Source organism: Bradyrhizobium lablabi, from assembly GCF_018129385.1.
In the GTDB taxonomy this organism is placed as follows: Bacteria; Pseudomonadota; Alphaproteobacteria; order Rhizobiales; family Xanthobacteraceae; genus Bradyrhizobium; species Bradyrhizobium lablabi_C.
In genome coordinates, this window is sequence record NZ_JAFCLN010000012.1 from 49,542 (window position 1) to 64,274 (window position 14,733).

Annotated in this window: 18 protein-coding genes; 1 reads left to right on the forward strand and 17 read right to left on the reverse strand. The window is 62.9% G+C overall.

From position 1 onward, the window contains the following. Nucleotides 1–48: 48 nt before the first annotated feature. The 16 genes from rpsQ to JQ628_RS21705 all read right to left on the reverse strand — a co-directional run bounded on the left by rpsQ (nt 49) and on the right by JQ628_RS21705 (nt 11,269). A complete protein-coding gene (rpsQ, locus tag JQ628_RS21630; protein ID WP_006611847.1) occupies nt 49–297 on the reverse strand; it encodes a 30S ribosomal protein S17 in 249 nt (82 codons plus the stop codon). An 11-nt stretch (nt 298–308) separates the two neighbouring features. Then, nucleotides 309–515, reverse strand: coding sequence for a 50S ribosomal protein L29 (rpmC, locus tag JQ628_RS21635; protein ID WP_212225208.1), 207 nt, complete (start codon nt 513–515; stop codon nt 309–311). Nucleotides 516–520: 5 nt separating this feature from the next. After that, complete coding sequence (gene rplP, locus JQ628_RS21640) at nt 521–934, reverse strand: 50S ribosomal protein L16 (RefSeq protein WP_212225209.1); 414 nt, start codon at nt 932–934, stop codon at nt 521–523. 32 nt (nt 935–966) lie between these two features. Further along, complete coding sequence (rpsC, locus tag JQ628_RS21645) at nt 967–1,665, reverse strand: 30S ribosomal protein S3 (RefSeq protein ID WP_212225210.1); 699 nt, start codon at nt 1,663–1,665, stop codon at nt 967–969. 18 nt (nt 1,666–1,683) lie between these two features. Then, nucleotides 1,684–2,070 (reverse strand): 50S ribosomal protein L22, encoded by a 387-nt coding sequence (rplV, locus tag JQ628_RS21650; protein ID WP_057834247.1) that lies wholly within the window; start codon nt 2,068–2,070, stop codon nt 1,684–1,686. Between the two features lie 10 nt (nt 2,071–2,080). After that, the gene (gene rpsS / locus JQ628_RS21655; protein ID WP_212225211.1) at nt 2,081–2,359 is read right to left on the reverse strand and encodes a 30S ribosomal protein S19; all 279 of its coding nucleotides are present in this window, start codon (nt 2,357–2,359) and stop codon (nt 2,081–2,083) included. 12 nt (nt 2,360–2,371) lie between these two features. After that, nucleotides 2,372–3,205: a 50S ribosomal protein L2 gene (rplB, locus tag JQ628_RS21660; RefSeq protein ID WP_212225212.1), complete on the reverse strand. Its 834-nt coding sequence runs from the start codon at nt 3,203–3,205 to the stop codon at nt 2,372–2,374. 12 nt (nt 3,206–3,217) lie between these two features. After that, nucleotides 3,218–3,517 (reverse strand): 50S ribosomal protein L23, encoded by a 300-nt coding sequence (locus tag JQ628_RS21665; protein WP_212225213.1) that lies wholly within the window; start codon nt 3,515–3,517, stop codon nt 3,218–3,220. Then, a complete protein-coding gene (gene rplD / locus JQ628_RS21670; RefSeq protein WP_212225214.1) occupies nt 3,514–4,134 on the reverse strand; it encodes a 50S ribosomal protein L4 in 621 nt (206 codons plus the stop codon). Before rplD ends, JQ628_RS21665 begins: the two co-directional genes overlap by 4 nt. 1 nt (nt 4,135) lies before the next feature. Continuing rightward, a complete protein-coding gene (gene rplC / locus JQ628_RS21675; RefSeq protein ID WP_212225215.1) occupies nt 4,136–4,858 on the reverse strand; it encodes a 50S ribosomal protein L3 in 723 nt (240 codons plus the stop codon). Between the two features lie 54 nt (nt 4,859–4,912). Then, nucleotides 4,913–5,221: a 30S ribosomal protein S10 gene (gene rpsJ / locus JQ628_RS21680; RefSeq protein WP_002712302.1), complete on the reverse strand. Its 309-nt coding sequence runs from the start codon at nt 5,219–5,221 to the stop codon at nt 4,913–4,915. An 85-nt stretch (nt 5,222–5,306) separates the two neighbouring features. Next, nucleotides 5,307–6,497, reverse strand: a complete 1,191-nt coding sequence (gene tuf / locus JQ628_RS21685) for an elongation factor Tu (protein ID WP_212225217.1) — start codon at nt 6,495–6,497, stop codon at nt 5,307–5,309. A 39-nt stretch (nt 6,498–6,536) separates the two neighbouring features. Further along, entirely contained in the window at nt 6,537–8,609 is a 2,073-nt protein-coding gene (gene fusA, locus JQ628_RS21690) for an elongation factor G (RefSeq protein WP_212225219.1), read from the reverse strand. 30 nt (nt 8,610–8,639) lie between these two features. After that, complete coding sequence (gene rpsG, locus JQ628_RS21695; protein WP_212225221.1) at nt 8,640–9,110, reverse strand: 30S ribosomal protein S7; 471 nt, start codon at nt 9,108–9,110, stop codon at nt 8,640–8,642. A gap of 15 nt (nt 9,111–9,125) precedes the next feature. Then, on the reverse strand, nt 9,126–9,497 hold the full coding sequence (rpsL, locus tag JQ628_RS21700) for a 30S ribosomal protein S12 (protein WP_028168167.1): 372 nt from the start codon (nt 9,495–9,497) through the stop codon (nt 9,126–9,128). A gap of 611 nt (nt 9,498–10,108) precedes the next feature. After that, nucleotides 10,109–11,269, reverse strand: coding sequence for a GNAT family N-acetyltransferase (locus JQ628_RS21705; protein WP_349628101.1), 1,161 nt, complete (start codon nt 11,267–11,269; stop codon nt 10,109–10,111). 117 nt (nt 11,270–11,386) lie between these two features. On the opposite strand from JQ628_RS21705, the gene JQ628_RS21710 reads away from it, so the two are divergent. Beyond that, nucleotides 11,387–12,586 carry an FAD-dependent oxidoreductase gene (locus JQ628_RS21710; RefSeq protein ID WP_212225223.1) on the forward strand — a complete coding sequence of 400 codons (1,200 nt, stop codon included), beginning with the start codon at nt 11,387–11,389 and terminating at the stop codon, nt 12,584–12,586. A gap of 5 nt (nt 12,587–12,591) precedes the next feature. On the opposite strand, the gene JQ628_RS21715 is transcribed toward JQ628_RS21710, so the two are convergent. Continuing rightward, complete coding sequence (locus JQ628_RS21715) at nt 12,592–14,652, reverse strand: ABC transporter ATP-binding protein (protein ID WP_212225225.1); 2,061 nt, start codon at nt 14,650–14,652, stop codon at nt 12,592–12,594. Nucleotides 14,653–14,733 lie beyond the last annotated feature (81 nt).

Consider the following 14,733-nt stretch of genomic DNA (forward strand, 5'->3'; position numbering starts at 1 on the left):
CGCGCTCAAAATTTCCCTGACTTGCATCCGGCTCGCGCCGGCCTTGCGTCAGGCCGTTTTCTTGTGTTCGCCCCGGACCACGGTCCAGCGCTTCAACTTCGAGATCGGCTTACTTTCCTCGATCCACACCATGTCGCCCGGCTTGAACTCGTTGCTCTCGTCGTGCGCGTGGTAGTTCTTGGAACGGCGGATCGTCTTCTTGTAGATCGGATGGGTGAAGCGGCGATCGACCCGCACCACCACGGTCTTGGCTTGCTTGTCGCTGACGACCACGCCCTGAAGCGTACGTTTCGGCATAGTGAGGCCTCTTACTTCTTCTTCGCGCGCTGCTGCGCGGCGATGGTCTTGATACGGGCGATGTCGCGGCGGGCTTCGCGCATCCGCGAGGTGTTCTCCAGCTGCCCGGTGGCGCGCTGGAAACGCAGGTTGAAGCGCTCCTTCTTCAGATTGAGGATGGCATCCTCCCTCTGGTCGTCGGTCATCGCGCGAATGTCTTCGATCTTCATCTCGGCCATGTCACCTACTCCGCGATGCGCGCGACGAAGCGCGTCTTGATCGGCAGCTTGGCGGCGGCGAGCGACAGCGCTTCCCTGGCGGTCTGCACGGTTACGCCGTCGATCTCGAACATCACGCGGCCGGGCTTGACGCGAGCCACCCACAATTCCGGCGTGCCCTTGCCCGAGCCCATGCGCACTTCGGCCGGTTTCTTCGACACCGGCACGTCGGGGAAGACGCGGATCCAGACGCGGCCGGCGCGCTTCATGTGACGGGTCAGCGCACGGCGGGCGGCTTCGATCTGCCGCGCGGTCACGCGATCGGGTTCCATCGCCTTCAGGCCGTACTGGCCGAAGGCCAACGTCGCGCCCGAAGTCGCGGTGCCGTGAATGCGGCCCTTATGCGCCTTCCGGAACTTCGTTCTCTTTGGTTGCATCATGGCTTTGCGCCCTCAAACCTTCTCTAATTTTCTCAAGCGGCGTCGCGGCGCGGCCGCGCAGTCTCGCCTTCGGCCATCTTCTTGTCCTGGGCCATCGGATCGTGCTCGAGGATTTCGCCCTTGAAGATCCAGACCTTGACGCCGCAGGTGCCGAACGTGGTGAACGCGGTCGCAACGCCGTAATCGACGTCGGCGCGCAGCGTGTGCAGCGGCACGCGGCCCTCGCGGTACCACTCCATGCGCGCGATTTCCGCGCCGCCCAGGCGGCCCGAGCAGTTGATGCGGATGCCCTCGGCGCCGAGACGCATCGCCGACTGCACCGCGCGCTTCATGGCGCGGCGGAACGCAACGCGGCGCTCGAGCTGCTGGGCGATCGATTCGGCGACCAGCGTCGCATCCAGTTCAGGCTTGCGGATTTCGACGATGTTGATGACGACGTCGGAATCGGTGATCTCGGCGACCTTCTTGCGCAGCTTGTCGATGTCGGCGCCCTTCTTGCCGATCACGACGCCCGGACGCGCCGAGTGGATGGTGACGCGGCACTTCTTGTGCGGGCGCTCGATCACGATGCGCGCGACGGCGGCCTGCTTGAGCTCCTTGTGCAGGATCTCGCGGATCTTGACGTCCTCGTGCAGCAGCTTGCCGTACTCGTTCTTGCCGGCGAACCAGCGCGAATCCCAGGTCCGGTTGATGCCGAGACGCAGCCCGATCGGATTGATCTTTTGACCCATCGTATTCTCCCGCGCCCTTTAGGCGCTCGCCTCGGCCTCGACCTGACGAACCACGATGGTCAGGTGCGAGAACGGTTTATAGATACGGCCCGAACGGCCACGGCCGCGCGGGGCAAAACGCTTCATCACGATGCCGTTGCCGACATGGGCTTCCGCCACGACGAGATCGTCGACCTCGAGGTCGTGGTTGTTCTCGGCGTTCGCGATCGCCGATTCCAGGCACTTCTTGACGTCGACCGCGATCCGCTTGCGCGAGAACTGCAAGTCGGCGAGCGCCGCCGAAGCCTTGCGGCCGCGGATCAACTGCGCCACCAGGTTCAGCTTCTGCGGGCTGACGCGCAGCATCCGGGCGACTGCCTTGGCCTCGTTATCGGCGAGGCTCCGTTCGCGCTTTGGTTTGCTCATCGTCTAATCCTCAAGCCTTCTTGGCTTTCTTGTCGCCCGAATGGCCGTGGAAGGTCCGGGTCGGCGAGAACTCGCCGAACTTGTGACCCACCATTTCCTCGTTGACCGACACCGGCACGTGCTTCTGGCCGTTGTAGACGCCGAACGTCAGCCCGACGAACTGCGGCAGGATGGTCGAACGGCGGCTCCAGATCTTGATCACGTCGTGACGGCCGGACGCGCGCGCGGCATCTGCCTTCTTCAGCAGCGAGCCTTCGACGAACGGGCCTTTCCAGACTGAACGAACCATGTCCGGTGTTCCTTACTTCTTCCGCTTGTGGCGGCTTAGGAGAATGAATCGGTTGGTCGACTTGTTCGACCGGGTCTTCTTGCCCTTGGTCGGCTTGCCCCACGGGGTCACCGGGTGACGGCCGCCCGAGGTGCGGCCTTCGCCGCCGCCATGCGGGTGATCGATCGGGTTCATGACGACGCCGCGGTTGTGCGGGCGCCAGCCCATCCAGCGGGTGCGGCCCGCCTTGCCGATCGAGATGTTCATGTGATCGGGATTCGACACCGCGCCGATGGTGCCGCGGCAACGGCCGTGCACGAGACGCTGTTCGCCCGAGTTGAGGCGGATGATCACATAGTCCTGGTCGCGGCCGACGAGCTGGGCGTAGGTGCCGGCGGAACGGGCGAGCTGGCCGCCCTTGCCGATCTTGAGCTCGATATTGTGCACGATGGTGCCGACCGGCATGTTGCCGAGCGGCATGACGTTGCCCGGCTTGACGTCGACATAGTTGCCGGCGACCACCGTGTCGCCAGCGGCCAGACGCTGCGGCGCCAGGATGTAGGCCTGCTCACCGTCGGCATATTTGATCAGCGCGATGAACGCGGTGCGGTTCGGATCGTATTCCAGCCGCTCCACGGTCGCCGATACGTCGACCTTGTCGCGCTTGAAGTCGACCGTGCGGTAGGCCTTCTTGTGGCCGCCGCCGCGGAAGCGCACGGTGATGCGGCCGGTGTTGTTGCGGCCGCCATTGCCGAGCTTGCCTTCGGTCAGCGTCTTGACCGGCTTGCCCTTATAGAGCGCCGAACGATCGACCATGACCAGCTGGCGCTGGCCCGGCGTCGTGGGGTTGTATGTCTTCAATGCCATCGCTGTGCCGCCTTATAGACCGGTGGTGACGTCGATGCGGTGGCCCTCTTCGAGGGTCACGATCGCCCGCTTCACATCCGACTGCGAACCGAAATTGCCGCGGAACACCTTCGTCTTGCCCTTGCGGACCAGCGTGTTCACGCTCTTGACCTTGACGTCGAACAGCTTTTCGACGGCTTCCTTGATCTGCGGCTTGGTCGCCTTGGCGGCGACCTTGAACAGGACCTTGTTGTGCTCGGAGGCGAGCGTCGCCTTTTCCGTCACAACCGGAGCCACGATGACGTCGTAATGGCGCGGATCGATGTTCTTCATTTGAAGCGCGCCTCCAGCGCATCGACCGCAGCCTTGGTCAGAACGAGCTTCTGGCGGCGGAGAATGTCGTAGACGTTGATGCCCTGGATCGGCAGCACGTCGATGTTGGGAATGTTGCGGGCGGCGCTCGCAAAACCGGTGTTCAGCTCGGCGCCGTCGATGATCAGCGCGTTGGTGAGCCCGAGACCGGAGAAGTGGCCGACCAGCGCCTTGGTCTTGGCTTCCTTGACCTCTGCACTGTCGATCACGACCAGCCCGCCATCCTTGGCCTTCGCGGACAGCGCATGCCTGAGCGCTAGCGCACGCACCTTCTTCGGCAGCGCGGTCTCGTGCGAACGCACGACCGGGCCGAACGCACGGCCACCGCCGCGGAACTGCGGCACGCGGGCCGAGCCGTGACGGGCGCCGCCGGTGCCCTTCTGCTTGTACATCTTCTTGCCGGTGCGCCAGATCTCGGCGCGGCCCTTGGCCTTGTGGGTGCCAGCCTGGCGCTTGTTGAGCTGCCACTGCACGCAACGCGCAATGATGTCCTGGCGCGGCTCGAGGCCAAAGATGGCGTCGGAAAGCTGGACGGAGCCGGCTTCCTTGCCTTCAAGGGTTGTGACTTTCAGTTCCATCTCACGCGCCCTCCTTCTCGGCCGGCGCTTCCGCGGCAGCCTCACCGCCCGCGACCTTGAACTTGCCGGGCTTGGGGGCTTCCTTCGGCAGCGGCTTCTTGACGGCGTCGCGCACCGAGATCCAGCCGCCCTTGGAGCCGGGAACGGCGCCTTCGACGAGGATCAGGCCGCGTTCGACATCGGTCGAGACCACGCGCAGGTTGAGCGTGGTAATGCGGTCGACGCCCATGTGGCCGGGCATCTTCTTGTTCTTGAAGGTCTTGCCGGGATCCTGACGGCCGCCGGTCGAACCGATCGAGCGGTGCGAGATCGACACGCCGTGGGTGGCGCGCAGACCGCCGAAATTCCAGCGCTTCATACCGCCGGCAAAACCCTTGCCGACCGAGGTGCCGGTGACGTCGACGAACTGGCCGACGACGAAGTGGTCGGCCTGAATCTCGGCGCCGACCGGGATCAGCGAGTCCTCGGACACGCGGAACTCGGCGACCTTGCGCTTGGGTTCGACCTTGGAGACGGCGAACTGGCCGCGCTCGGCCTTCGGCATGTAGACGGTCTTGCGGGAACCCGAGCCGAGCTGCAACGCGACGTAACCGTTCTTCTCGGTCGTGCGGTGGCCCAGCACCTGGCAGTTACCCAGCTTCAGCACGGTCACAGGGATATGCTCGCCGGTCTCCGTAAAGACCCGCGTCATCCCGACCTTTTGTGCGATCACTCCGGAGCGCATCGGCGTGCTTCCTGTTCTTTCTGTCCGCTAAAGCGCGAACCTCGATCCAAAAACTTAGAGCTTGATCTCGACGTCAACACCGGCAGCGAGGTCGAGCTTCATCAGGGCATCGACGGTCTGCGGGGTCGGGTCGACAATGTCGAGGAGGCGCTTGTGGGTGCGCATCTCGAATTGCTCGCGGCTCTTCTTGTCAACGTGCGGCGAACGGTTGACGGTGAACTTCTCGATGCGGGTCGGCAGCGGAATGGGTCCGCGCACCTGGGCACCGGTACGTTTCGCCGTATTCACGATCTCACGGGTCGACGTATCGAGGATTCGATGATCGAACGCCTTGAGCCGGATGCGGATATTCTGGCCGTTCATTGCCGTATCTTTCTATGTCGTCTTGTCGCCAATGGTGGGTGGCGGACAGCGGTTGAAACCACCGCTGTCCGTCATTCCCTTTGCCTTACTCGATGATGCTGGCGACGACGCCGGCGCCGACGGTGCGGCCGCCTTCGCGGATCGCGAAGCGCAGCTTTTCTTCCATCGCGATCGGCACGATCAGGTGCACTTCCATCGCGATGTTGTCGCCCGGCATCACCATCTCGGTGCCTTCGGGCAGGTGCACGACACCGGTCACGTCGGTGGTGCGGAAGTAGAACTGGGGCCGGTAGTTGGTGAAGAACGGGGTGTGACGACCGCCCTCCTCCTTCGTCAGGATGTAGGCCTCAGCCTTGAACTTGGTGTGCGGCTTGACCGAGCCGGGCTTGCAGAGAACCTGGCCGCGCTCGACTTCCTCGCGCTTGGTGCCGCGGAGCAGCGCGCCGATGTTGTCGCCGGCCTGGCCCTGATCGAGCAGCTTGCGGAACATTTCGACGCCGGTGACGGTGGTCTTCTGGGTCGCACGCAGACCGACGATCTCGATTTCCTCGCCGACCTTGACGATGCCGCGCTCGACACGGCCGGTCACCACGGTGCCGCGGCCGGAGATCGAGAACACGTCTTCGACCGGCATCAGGAAGGGCTGATCGATCGGGCGCTCAGGCTGCGGAATGTACTCGTCGACATTGCGCATCAGCTCGAGGATGGCGTCATGGCCGAGCTTCTTGTCCGAATCTTCGAGCGCGGCGAGCGCCGAACCCTTGATGATCGGGATCTTGTCGCCCGGGAATTCGTACTTGGAGAGGAGTTCGCGAACCTCGAGCTCAACGAGCTCGAGCAGTTCCGGATCGTCGACCATGTCGCACTTGTTGAGGAACACGACCAGCGCCGGCACGCCGACCTGGCGGGCGAGCAGGATGTGCTCGCGGGTCTGCGGCATCGGGCCGTCAGCGGCCGACACGACGAGGATCGCGCCGTCCATCTGGGCAGCGCCGGTGATCATGTTCTTCACATAGTCGGCGTGGCCGGGGCAGTCGACGTGGGCGTAGTGGCGGTTCTTGGTCTCGTATTCGACGTGAGCGGTCGAGATCGTGATGCCGCGCGCCTTCTCTTCCGGCGCCTTGTCGATCTGGTCGTATGCCGTGAACGTTGCACCGCCCGTCTCGGCCAGGATCTTGGTGATCGCCGCCGTCAGCGACGTCTTGCCATGGTCGACGTGACCGATGGTGCCGATGTTGCAGTGGGGTTTGTTACGTTCAAACTTTGCTTTGGCCATTTGACTCTCCGTTCAGTCGTTGACTGTTATCAACGACAATCAAGCAAATTTCTTCTGGACTTCCGCCGACACGTTTGCCGGCGCTTCAGCGTAGTGATCGAACTGCATCGTGAAGGTCGCGCGACCCTGGCTCATCGAGCGCAGGTTATTCACGTAACCGAACATGTTCATGAGCGGCACCATCGCGTTGATGACGTTGGCGTTGCCGCGCATGTCCTGGCCCTGGATCTGGCCACGGCGTGAATTGAGGTCGCCGATCACAGAACCCGTATAGTCTTCCGGCGTCACGACCTCGACCTTCATGATCGGCTCGAGCAGCACCGACTTGCCCTTGGTCAGGGCTTCGCGGAACGCCGCACGCGAGGCGATTTCGAACGCCAGCGCCGAGGAGTCGACGTCGTGATACTTGCCGTCAATCAACTGCACCTTGACGTCGACCACCGGGAAGCCGGCGACCACGCCCGAGGTGAGCACGCTCTCGAGGCCCTTTTCGACGCCGGGGATGTATTCCTTCGGCACCGCACCGCCGACGATCTTCGATTCGAATTCATAGCCCTTGCCGGGCTCGTTCGGCTCGACGATGAACGACACCGCCGCAAACTGGCCGGTACCGCCGGTCTGCTTCTTGTGGGTGTAGGACACCTCGGCGCGCTTGGTGATGCGCTCACGGAACGCCACCTGCGGCGCGCCGATATTGGCTTCCACCTTGTAGGTGCGCTTGAGGATGTCGACCTTGATGTCGAGATGGAGTTCGCCCATGCCCTTCAGGATGGTCTGGCCGGACTCGTGATCGGTCGAGACGCGAAAGGACGGATCCTCCGCGGCAAGCTTCGCCAGCGCCACGCCCAGCTTTTCCTGGTCGGCCTTTGTCTTCGGCTCGATCGCGATTTCGATCACCGGCTCCGGGAATTCCATCTTTTCGAGGATGACCTCGTTGTTCGGATCGCACAGCGTGTCACCGGTGCGCGCTTCCTTGAGGCCCGCCAGCGCGACGATGTCGCCGGCATAGGCTTCCTTGATGTCTTCGCGGTTGTTCGCATGCATCAGCAGCATGCGGCCGATACGCTCTTTCTTCTCGCGGGTCGAGTTCACCACGCCAGTGCCCGAGATCAGCACGCCCGAATAGATGCGGCAGAACGTGATGGTGCCGACGAACGGGTCGTCCATGATCTTGAACGCGAGCAGCGCGAGCGGCTCCTTGTCGTCCGCCTTGCGCACGACTTCGTTGCCCTTGTCGTCGGTGCCCTTGATCGCAGGCACGTCGACCGGCGACGGCAGATAATCGACCACGGCGTCGAGCAGCGGCTGCACGCCCTTGTTCTTGAAGGCCGAGCCGCACAGCACGGGATAGAAGGCGCCGGTCAGCACCGCCTTGCGGATCAACCGCTTCAGCGTCGCTTCATCGGGCTCGTTGCCGTCGAGGAAAGCGGCCAAAGCATCGTCGTCGAGCTCGACGGCGGCTTCCACCATCTTCTCGCGATATTCCTTGGCCTGGTCGACGAGGTCTTCTGGAATGTCGACATAATCGAACTTCGCGCCGAGCGATTCGTCGTTCCAGATGATGCCCTTCATCTTCACGAGGTCGACGAGACCCTTGAAGTTGCTCTCGGCACCAATGGGGAGCTGGATCGCGATCGGCTTGGCGCCGAGGCGGTCGACGATGTCGGCAAGGCACTTGAAGAAGTCGGCGCCGGTCTTGTCCATCTTGTTGGCGAAGACGATGCGCGGAACCTTGTACTTGTCGCCCTGGCGCCAGACGGTCTCGGTCTGCGGCTCGACGCCCTGGTTGGAGTCGAGCACGCACACGGCGCCGTCGAGCACGCGCAGCGAACGCTCGACTTCAATGGTGAAGTCGACGTGGCCGGGGGTGTCGATGATGTTCAGACGCTTGCCGTTCCAGAACGCGGTGGTCGCGGCCGAGGTGATCGTGATGCCGCGCTCCTGCTCCTGCTCCATCCAGTCCATCGTCGCGGCACCTTCGTGCACTTCGCCGATCTTGTGGCTCTTGCCGGTGTAATAGAGGATGCGCTCGGTGGTCGTGGTCTTGCCGGCGTCGATATGCGCCATGATACCGAAGTTGCGGTAGTCCTCGATGGCATGTTGGCGGGGCATGGGGCTGTTCCTTAAATCCGTTGTTCGCCGTTACCAGCGATAGTGCGAGAAGGCGCGGTTGGCTTCCGCCATCCGGTGCACGTCTTCACGCTTCTTGACGGCGTTCCCACGGTTGTTCGACGCGTCGAGCAGCTCGGCGGAAAGCCGCTCCGTCATCGTCTTTTCGTTGCGCTCGCGCGCTGCGGCGATGATCCAGCGGATGCCGAGCGCCTGACGGCGCACCGAGCGGACTTCCACCGGAACCTGGTAGGTGGCGCCGCCGACGCGACGCGAGCGGACCTCGATGGTCGGCATCACGTTTTCCAACGCCTGCTCGAAAACCGGCAGCGGACCCTGCTTGGTCTTGGTCTCGATCATGGAGAGCGCGCCATAGACGATGCTTTCGGCGGCAGACTTCTTGCCGTCGTACATGATCGAATTCATGAACTTCGTAATGATGATGTTCCCGAACTTCGGGTCCGGAAGCACTTCACGCTTTTCGGCAGAATGGCGACGCGACATCTGATCTGTTCCCGCTTATTTCGGACGCTTCGCGCCGTACTTCGAACGGCGCTGCTTACGATTCTTGACGCCTTGGGTGTCCAGCACGCCGCGGAGGATGTGGTAGCGCACGCCGGGCAAGTCCTTGACGCGGCCGCCGCGGATCATCACCACCGAGTGCTCCTGAAGGTTATGGCCTTCACCCGGGATGTAGCCGATCACCTCAAAGCCATTGGTCAGGCGCACCTTGGCGACCTTGCGAAGCGCCGAGTTCGGCTTCTTCGGAGTCGTCGTGTAGACGCGCGTGCAGACGCCGCGCTTCTGCGGCGACTGCTGGAGCGCGGGCACCTTCTTGCGCGACTTCTGGACTTCGCGCGGTTTTGCGATCAGCTGATTGATCGTCGGCATGTAGCCTTCACCCTTTTATTCACGCGCTTCCGATAACCGGTTGCGCAAATTCTTCTTTCGGGACTGGCCGTCCCGTCCGGCCGCCTCGCGTGACAAAAAGCATTCACGCAAAACGAAATCGCGCCAACCACTCATCGCTGAGCGGAAAGCGCTTCGACGCCACAGAGGACCTCGGCGAGATGCTGATCAGCGTTCGCTGTTCAGTCCGGCACCGGGGTCATGCATCCGATTCACCCCCAAGAGAACAGGCTCTCGAGAACTACAATCGCACTGGCATTGCCTAGCTATGATCGACAGCGTTTGAGCGGCATTCGTCGAGGTTGGTGCCCGTCCCGGCAAAAAATCCGGTTCGGGTGTTCCGTTCCGACGCTGGCTATGCTCACCGCCTGTCGTGAAGTGCGCGCCTTGTATAAGCGGTATGCCGTCAAGTCAAGGCGAAAGAACGCCGAAGAAACGCCTGCGGCGCTTGCAGAATGTGGAGTTGGCTGGGGCTTATTGCAAGGCAGCAAAGGACGAAGTTGGGGCGCCCCTGAGAGTTCGATTCGCCTGGTCACTCCTTTCGAGCGCCTTCGTTGAGAAAGTCAGGCCCGCAAGAGGTAGAATAGTAGTTGTCAGGCCACTTTCGTGATCTTCGCAGGGAGCGCCGGCCGCTCGCGCAGCCGATCCCGCAAGTCGCGCAGGCGCTGATAACCAGTCAATCGCAAGGCTTCTACCCGATATCCGAATGATTTTCCGGGCCCGACGTCTATCAGCATGTCCGCCATGGCCCGGCGTCCCGACCAGAGCTGCCCCATGAAACTCGATTCGGCCGCGCAGGAATTGACGGCCCGAATCGTCTCGCTCGCGAGGAGCTCGTCCGTGATCTTGTCGACCAGCAGCGTCCCGGGCGAGTATCTGGCGTAGCCCGCGTCAAATGCAGTTTTCCAGGTATAGGCCGTGTTTCCGCAATACATCAGCACCTGGGCGGCGATGACCTCCCCATTGACGCGCAATTGCGCCACCGAGGCGTTCTGTCTCTCCGCCAGATTTTGAATCAGGCGCCGGACGAAAGCGGCATCCGATTCGTGCGAGAGCAAGGCCGTGCCGCGTTCGCCCTTCCACGATGCCTTTTCGAGGGCGAGGAATATCTCGAACGCGCCCTGCACCTCCGCGGGCGTCCTGTCGTTTCGGATGTCGACCGTCCCCAGCGCCGAAAGCCGGTTCCAGTCCTGCCGCAGCTTCTTGCGGGTCGAGCCGGACCGCTTCACGCCGGACTCGCTGGTGACGTAAGGCCGCGAGAGCTTCGACAGGACAAGGGGTTCGGCACCGCGCTCGGCAAGCGCCCGGAGGATGGCCGAATAGACCGGACCTTCCGCATCGATCGACGAAAGATTCAGAATCTTGGGCAGCCCGCTCTTGCCGATCGCCGACAGGAACGCCGCGATGACGGCATCCGCATAGGCCGGATCGACCACCGGACTGGAAACGAAGGCGTAGTTGAACGGCAATGCGTCGAGAACGATCGGCCAGAGCGGCGCGAACTTTCGCAGCCGTAGCGCCCATACCCCGACAAGTTTGCGTGCGGCGCCCTCTCCCTCCCAGGCCAGCAGCACGCGGATAACGGCAAACCCGGTCGCGACCGCTGCCAGCAGTGCGGCCGGGTCCATGAATACGTTCGGCGAGGCGCGCGCGACCAGATCGTCCCAATGCGGGCCGAGGTCCGGCTTTGGTGAATCAATCGTTACCGTGATCATCGGAATCCAATGCAGCCGCGCTGCGACAATCTTGCCCACCCGCCATTGTTTTTCGGTTAAGTCGCTGCCGGCGATGCCGTCATTGTGAGGATCTCCTTCAGGCTTTCTTTGCGTTTGCGGGCGCAATGATCGCCCAAGGGGATCCAAGGCTTTTCCATGCGCTACACGGATGTTGCGATCGTCGGTGGCGGCCTCGCCGGCTCAACAGCCGCGGCGATGCTGGGCCGCGCCGGCATCCCGGCGGTCTTGATCGATCCCCACGAGACCTATCCGCCGGAACTGCGCTGCGAAAAGCTCGGCGGCAATCAGCTCACCCTGCTTCGCAAGACAGGCCTTGCCGACACCACCTTGCGCGCAACGACCCTCGACGGCGAAGTGTGGGAAGCCCGCTTCGGCTATGTCGTGACCAAAAAGCCGTCCGACCAGCACGGCATCATGTACGACACGCTCGTCAACACGATGCGTGCGCAGATTCACCCTGCCCTGGCGAGCATCCACGCCAAGGTGTTGTCCATTGCGAACAGTGCAGACCGCCAGAAGCTCAGGTTGTCGAACGACGAGGAAATCTCGGCACGGCTCGTCGTGCTCGCGACCGGCCTTAATCTCGGCATGCGCCATATGCTCGGCATCAAGCGCCGGGTCATCAGCCCGTGCCATTCGATCACGCTCGGCTTCGATGTCGAGCCCGTCGGCCGGCCCGCCTTCGACTTTCCGGCGCTGACGTACTGGCCGGCGAGCACCGAAGCCCGGATGGCGTATCTGACGATCTTCCCGATCGGCAATGCGATGCGGGTCAACCTGATGGTCTATCGCGACATGGACGATCCGTGGCTCCGGACCTTTCGGACCGCCCCGGAAGCAACGATGTGCAAGCTGATGCCGCGCCTCGAACGCATGATGGGAAAGTTCAAGGTCAGCGGTCTCATCCGGATTCGGCCTGCCGATCTCGTCGTCAACGACAACTATCTACAGCCGGGAGTCGTGCTGGCGGGCGATACCTTCTCCACCTCGTGTCCCGCCGCAGGTACCGGTACGACCAAGGTGTTCAACGACGTCCAGCTATTGTGCAACACCCACATTCCACGCTGGCTTGCCAGCGAAGGAATGGATTCGGACAAGCTCGCCGCGTTCTACGGCGATCCGGAGAAGGTGGCGTGCGAACGGGACTGCCTGGCGAAAGCGTATGATTTGCGGTCGCTCTCGACCGACGACAGGCTGTCATGGCGTGCGCGTCGGCTGGCCCGATTCGGGGTGCGCCTGTCGGACGGAATCGCGCGGTCGATTCGGAAGCGGGTTTTGAAGGGAGCGGCCAGCCCCTCACCAGCCGCCTATCCGAAGCAGAGCCGGATCGCCTGAGCGCCTCACTCCTCCTCGTCGTCCTCATCCTCGTCGTCTTCATTGTTATCGTCGGCTTGAGCTGCATTTTGCAGCGCATGGCCCTGATCGTCCCAGAGCTTGCGGTACATGCCGTTGCGGGCGAGCAGTTCGGCGTGTGAGCCGCGCTCGATCGCCTGGCCGCCTGATATCACGATGATCTCGTCCATCTCGACCACCGATGTCAGGCGGTGGGTCGACCAGATCATGGTGCGGCCTTCGGAAACCTTCATCAGCGTGCGATTGATCGCGGCTTCCGTGGTCTGGTCGAGCGCGGACGTGGCTTCGTCGAGCAGCAGGACGGACGGATTGCGGATGATGGCGCGCGCAATCGCGATACGCTGGCGCTGGCCGCCCGACAGCGTGTCGCCGCGCTCGCCGACCTGGGTCTCATAGCCCTGCGGCAGGCTCACGATGTAGCGGTGGATCTCGGCCTTCTTGGCGGCCTCCTCGACTTCCGCATCGCTCGCGCCTTCCTTGCCGAGCCGGATGTTTTCCCGGATCGTCATGTTGAACAGCATGTTTTCCTGGAACACGACCGCCATGCCGCTGCGCAACGATTCGCGCGTCACGCGGCGGATATCGACGCCGTCGATGGTCACCCTGCCCTCATCAGGCGTATAGAGCCGCAGGATCAGGTTGAGCAGCGTGCTCTTGCCGGAGCCCGAGGGGCCGACGATGGCGATGGTCTTGCCGACATCGAGCTTGAGCGTGAGGTTGTCGAGCACCGGCTGCTGGCCGCCCTCGTACTGGAAGCTGACGCGCTCGAAGGTGATGTCGTTGGTGATCGGCGGCAGATCCGGCGCGCCCGGCCGGTCGGCGCCGCGAGTCGGCTCATCGAGCAGTTCCTGGATGTGGCGCACGGCCGCGGCCGACTGGATCGACACCGGAATGAAATGCATGAGATGGGCGATGTTGTAGGACACCTCCCAGAACGCGCTTTCGAAGGTGACGAAGGTGCCGACGGTGATCTGGCCCTTGGTGGCGAGGTAAGCGCCGATCGCCAGCACCACGAGGTGCAGCAGCAGCACCGAGATGGTGACCGTGCGCTCCACCATGGTCGACAGGAACACGGCCGATGCCGTCTTGATGCGCACATCCTGGTTGCGAAAGGTGAACCAGCCGAAGGTACGGCGCTGTAGGCTGAAGGCCTTCACCACCGCTTGCGCGGCGACGTTTTCCTGCACGGTCGCGAGCAGCGCCGCCTCGTTCAGCTTCTGCTCGTAATTGGCCTGCACCGCCTTCGGGGTGAGGATGCGCGGCCCGATCAGCGTGATCGGAAAGATCAACAACGCGACGGCGGCGAGCTGCCAGTTCAGGAACAGCATCAGGATGATGCCGGCGATCAATTCCAGGAACGGCAGCGCGGCGCTGTTGGCAAAGGTCTTGACCGAGCCTTCGAAGGCGGACAGGTCGATCGAGAAGCGCGACAGGATTTCGCCGCGCTTGGTGCGCGCGAAATAGGAGGCCGGCAGGTTCTGGACGTGCTCGAACAGGTTCGAGCGCACATCGGCAATGATCGAAGCGGCGAGCCGCGCGTCCCAGCGCTCGTACCAGACCGCGATGATCGAGGTCAGGATGCCTGCGACCGCCAGTACGCCGAGGATCTTGTAGAGGGCCTGAAAATCTTCCTCGCCGAGCGCGTCGTCGATCAGGAATTTCAGACTGAGCGGCATGATGACGTTGAACAGCGTCTCGACGAGGACACCGAACGTCACAAATGCCAGCAGCCTTTTGTAATTGGCGAGATGCGGCTTGACGAAGCCGTAGATCGTCGACAGGGCGCCGGCGGCTTCCTTGGCGGTGAAGACGACGAGGTCCTCGTCGTCTTCATCGTCGTCGAGCTCGAGTTCGTCGTCCTCGTCGTCTTCATCCTTCTTGTCAGTCGCTGGAGGCGCTCCCTTGCCGCCTGCGCTTTGATTACCGGCGGCGCCTGGATGGCTGGCGGCGCCTGGAACCGCCGCGGCCGCGAGCTTCTTCTCCAGCTCGGAATCCTCCTCGCCCGGGACGAGTTTTTGACTATCCGATGAAGGAGGCCGCTTTGCCATGAAACCAACCGAAGCATATACGGCCGGCATGACCGCAGGACGAAGAGGGTAGCGGCGTCGCTACCGTTTCGATCCTAGGCG

Bases quoted from the DNA above. Each gene is read 5' to 3' on its own strand.
- rpsQ (WP_006611847.1), bottom strand. From the start codon at position 297: ATGCCGAAACGTACGCTTCAGGGCGTGGTCGTCAGCGACAAGCAAGCC.
- fusA (WP_212225219.1), bottom strand. From the start codon at position 8,609: ATGCCCCGCCAACATGCCATCGAGGACTACCGCAACTTCGGTATCATG.
- rplP (WP_212225209.1), bottom strand. From the start codon at position 934: ATGATGCAACCAAAGAGAACGAAGTTCCGGAAGGCGCATAAGGGCCGC.
- rpsG (WP_212225221.1), bottom strand. From the start codon at position 9,110: ATGTCGCGTCGCCATTCTGCCGAAAAGCGTGAAGTGCTTCCGGACCCG.
- rplV (WP_057834247.1), bottom strand. From the start codon at position 2,070: ATGAGCAAACCAAAGCGCGAACGGAGCCTCGCCGATAACGAGGCCAAG.
- JQ628_RS21665 (WP_212225213.1), bottom strand. From the start codon at position 3,517: ATGAAGAACATCGATCCGCGCCATTACGACGTCATCGTGGCTCCGGTT.
- rplC (WP_212225215.1), bottom strand. From the start codon at position 4,858: ATGCGCTCCGGAGTGATCGCACAAAAGGTCGGGATGACGCGGGTCTTT.
- JQ628_RS21715 (WP_212225225.1), bottom strand. From the start codon at position 14,652: ATGGCAAAGCGGCCTCCTTCATCGGATAGTCAAAAACTCGTCCCGGGC.
- rpsS (WP_212225211.1), bottom strand. From the start codon at position 2,359: ATGGTTCGTTCAGTCTGGAAAGGCCCGTTCGTCGAAGGCTCGCTGCTG.
- tuf (WP_212225217.1), bottom strand. From the start codon at position 6,497: ATGGCCAAAGCAAAGTTTGAACGTAACAAACCCCACTGCAACATCGGC.
- rpsL (WP_028168167.1), bottom strand. From the start codon at position 9,497: ATGCCGACGATCAATCAGCTGATCGCAAAACCGCGCGAAGTCCAGAAG.
- rplD (WP_212225214.1), bottom strand. From the start codon at position 4,134: ATGGAACTGAAAGTCACAACCCTTGAAGGCAAGGAAGCCGGCTCCGTC.
- rpmC (WP_212225208.1), bottom strand. From the start codon at position 515: ATGGCCGAGATGAAGATCGAAGACATTCGCGCGATGACCGACGACCAG.
- rpsC (WP_212225210.1), bottom strand. From the start codon at position 1,665: ATGGGTCAAAAGATCAATCCGATCGGGCTGCGTCTCGGCATCAACCGG.
- rpsJ (WP_002712302.1), bottom strand. From the start codon at position 5,221: ATGAACGGCCAGAATATCCGCATCCGGCTCAAGGCGTTCGATCATCGA.
- rplB (WP_212225212.1), bottom strand. From the start codon at position 3,205: ATGGCATTGAAGACATACAACCCCACGACGCCGGGCCAGCGCCAGCTG.
- JQ628_RS21710 (WP_212225223.1), top strand. From the start codon at position 11,387: ATGCGCTACACGGATGTTGCGATCGTCGGTGGCGGCCTCGCCGGCTCA.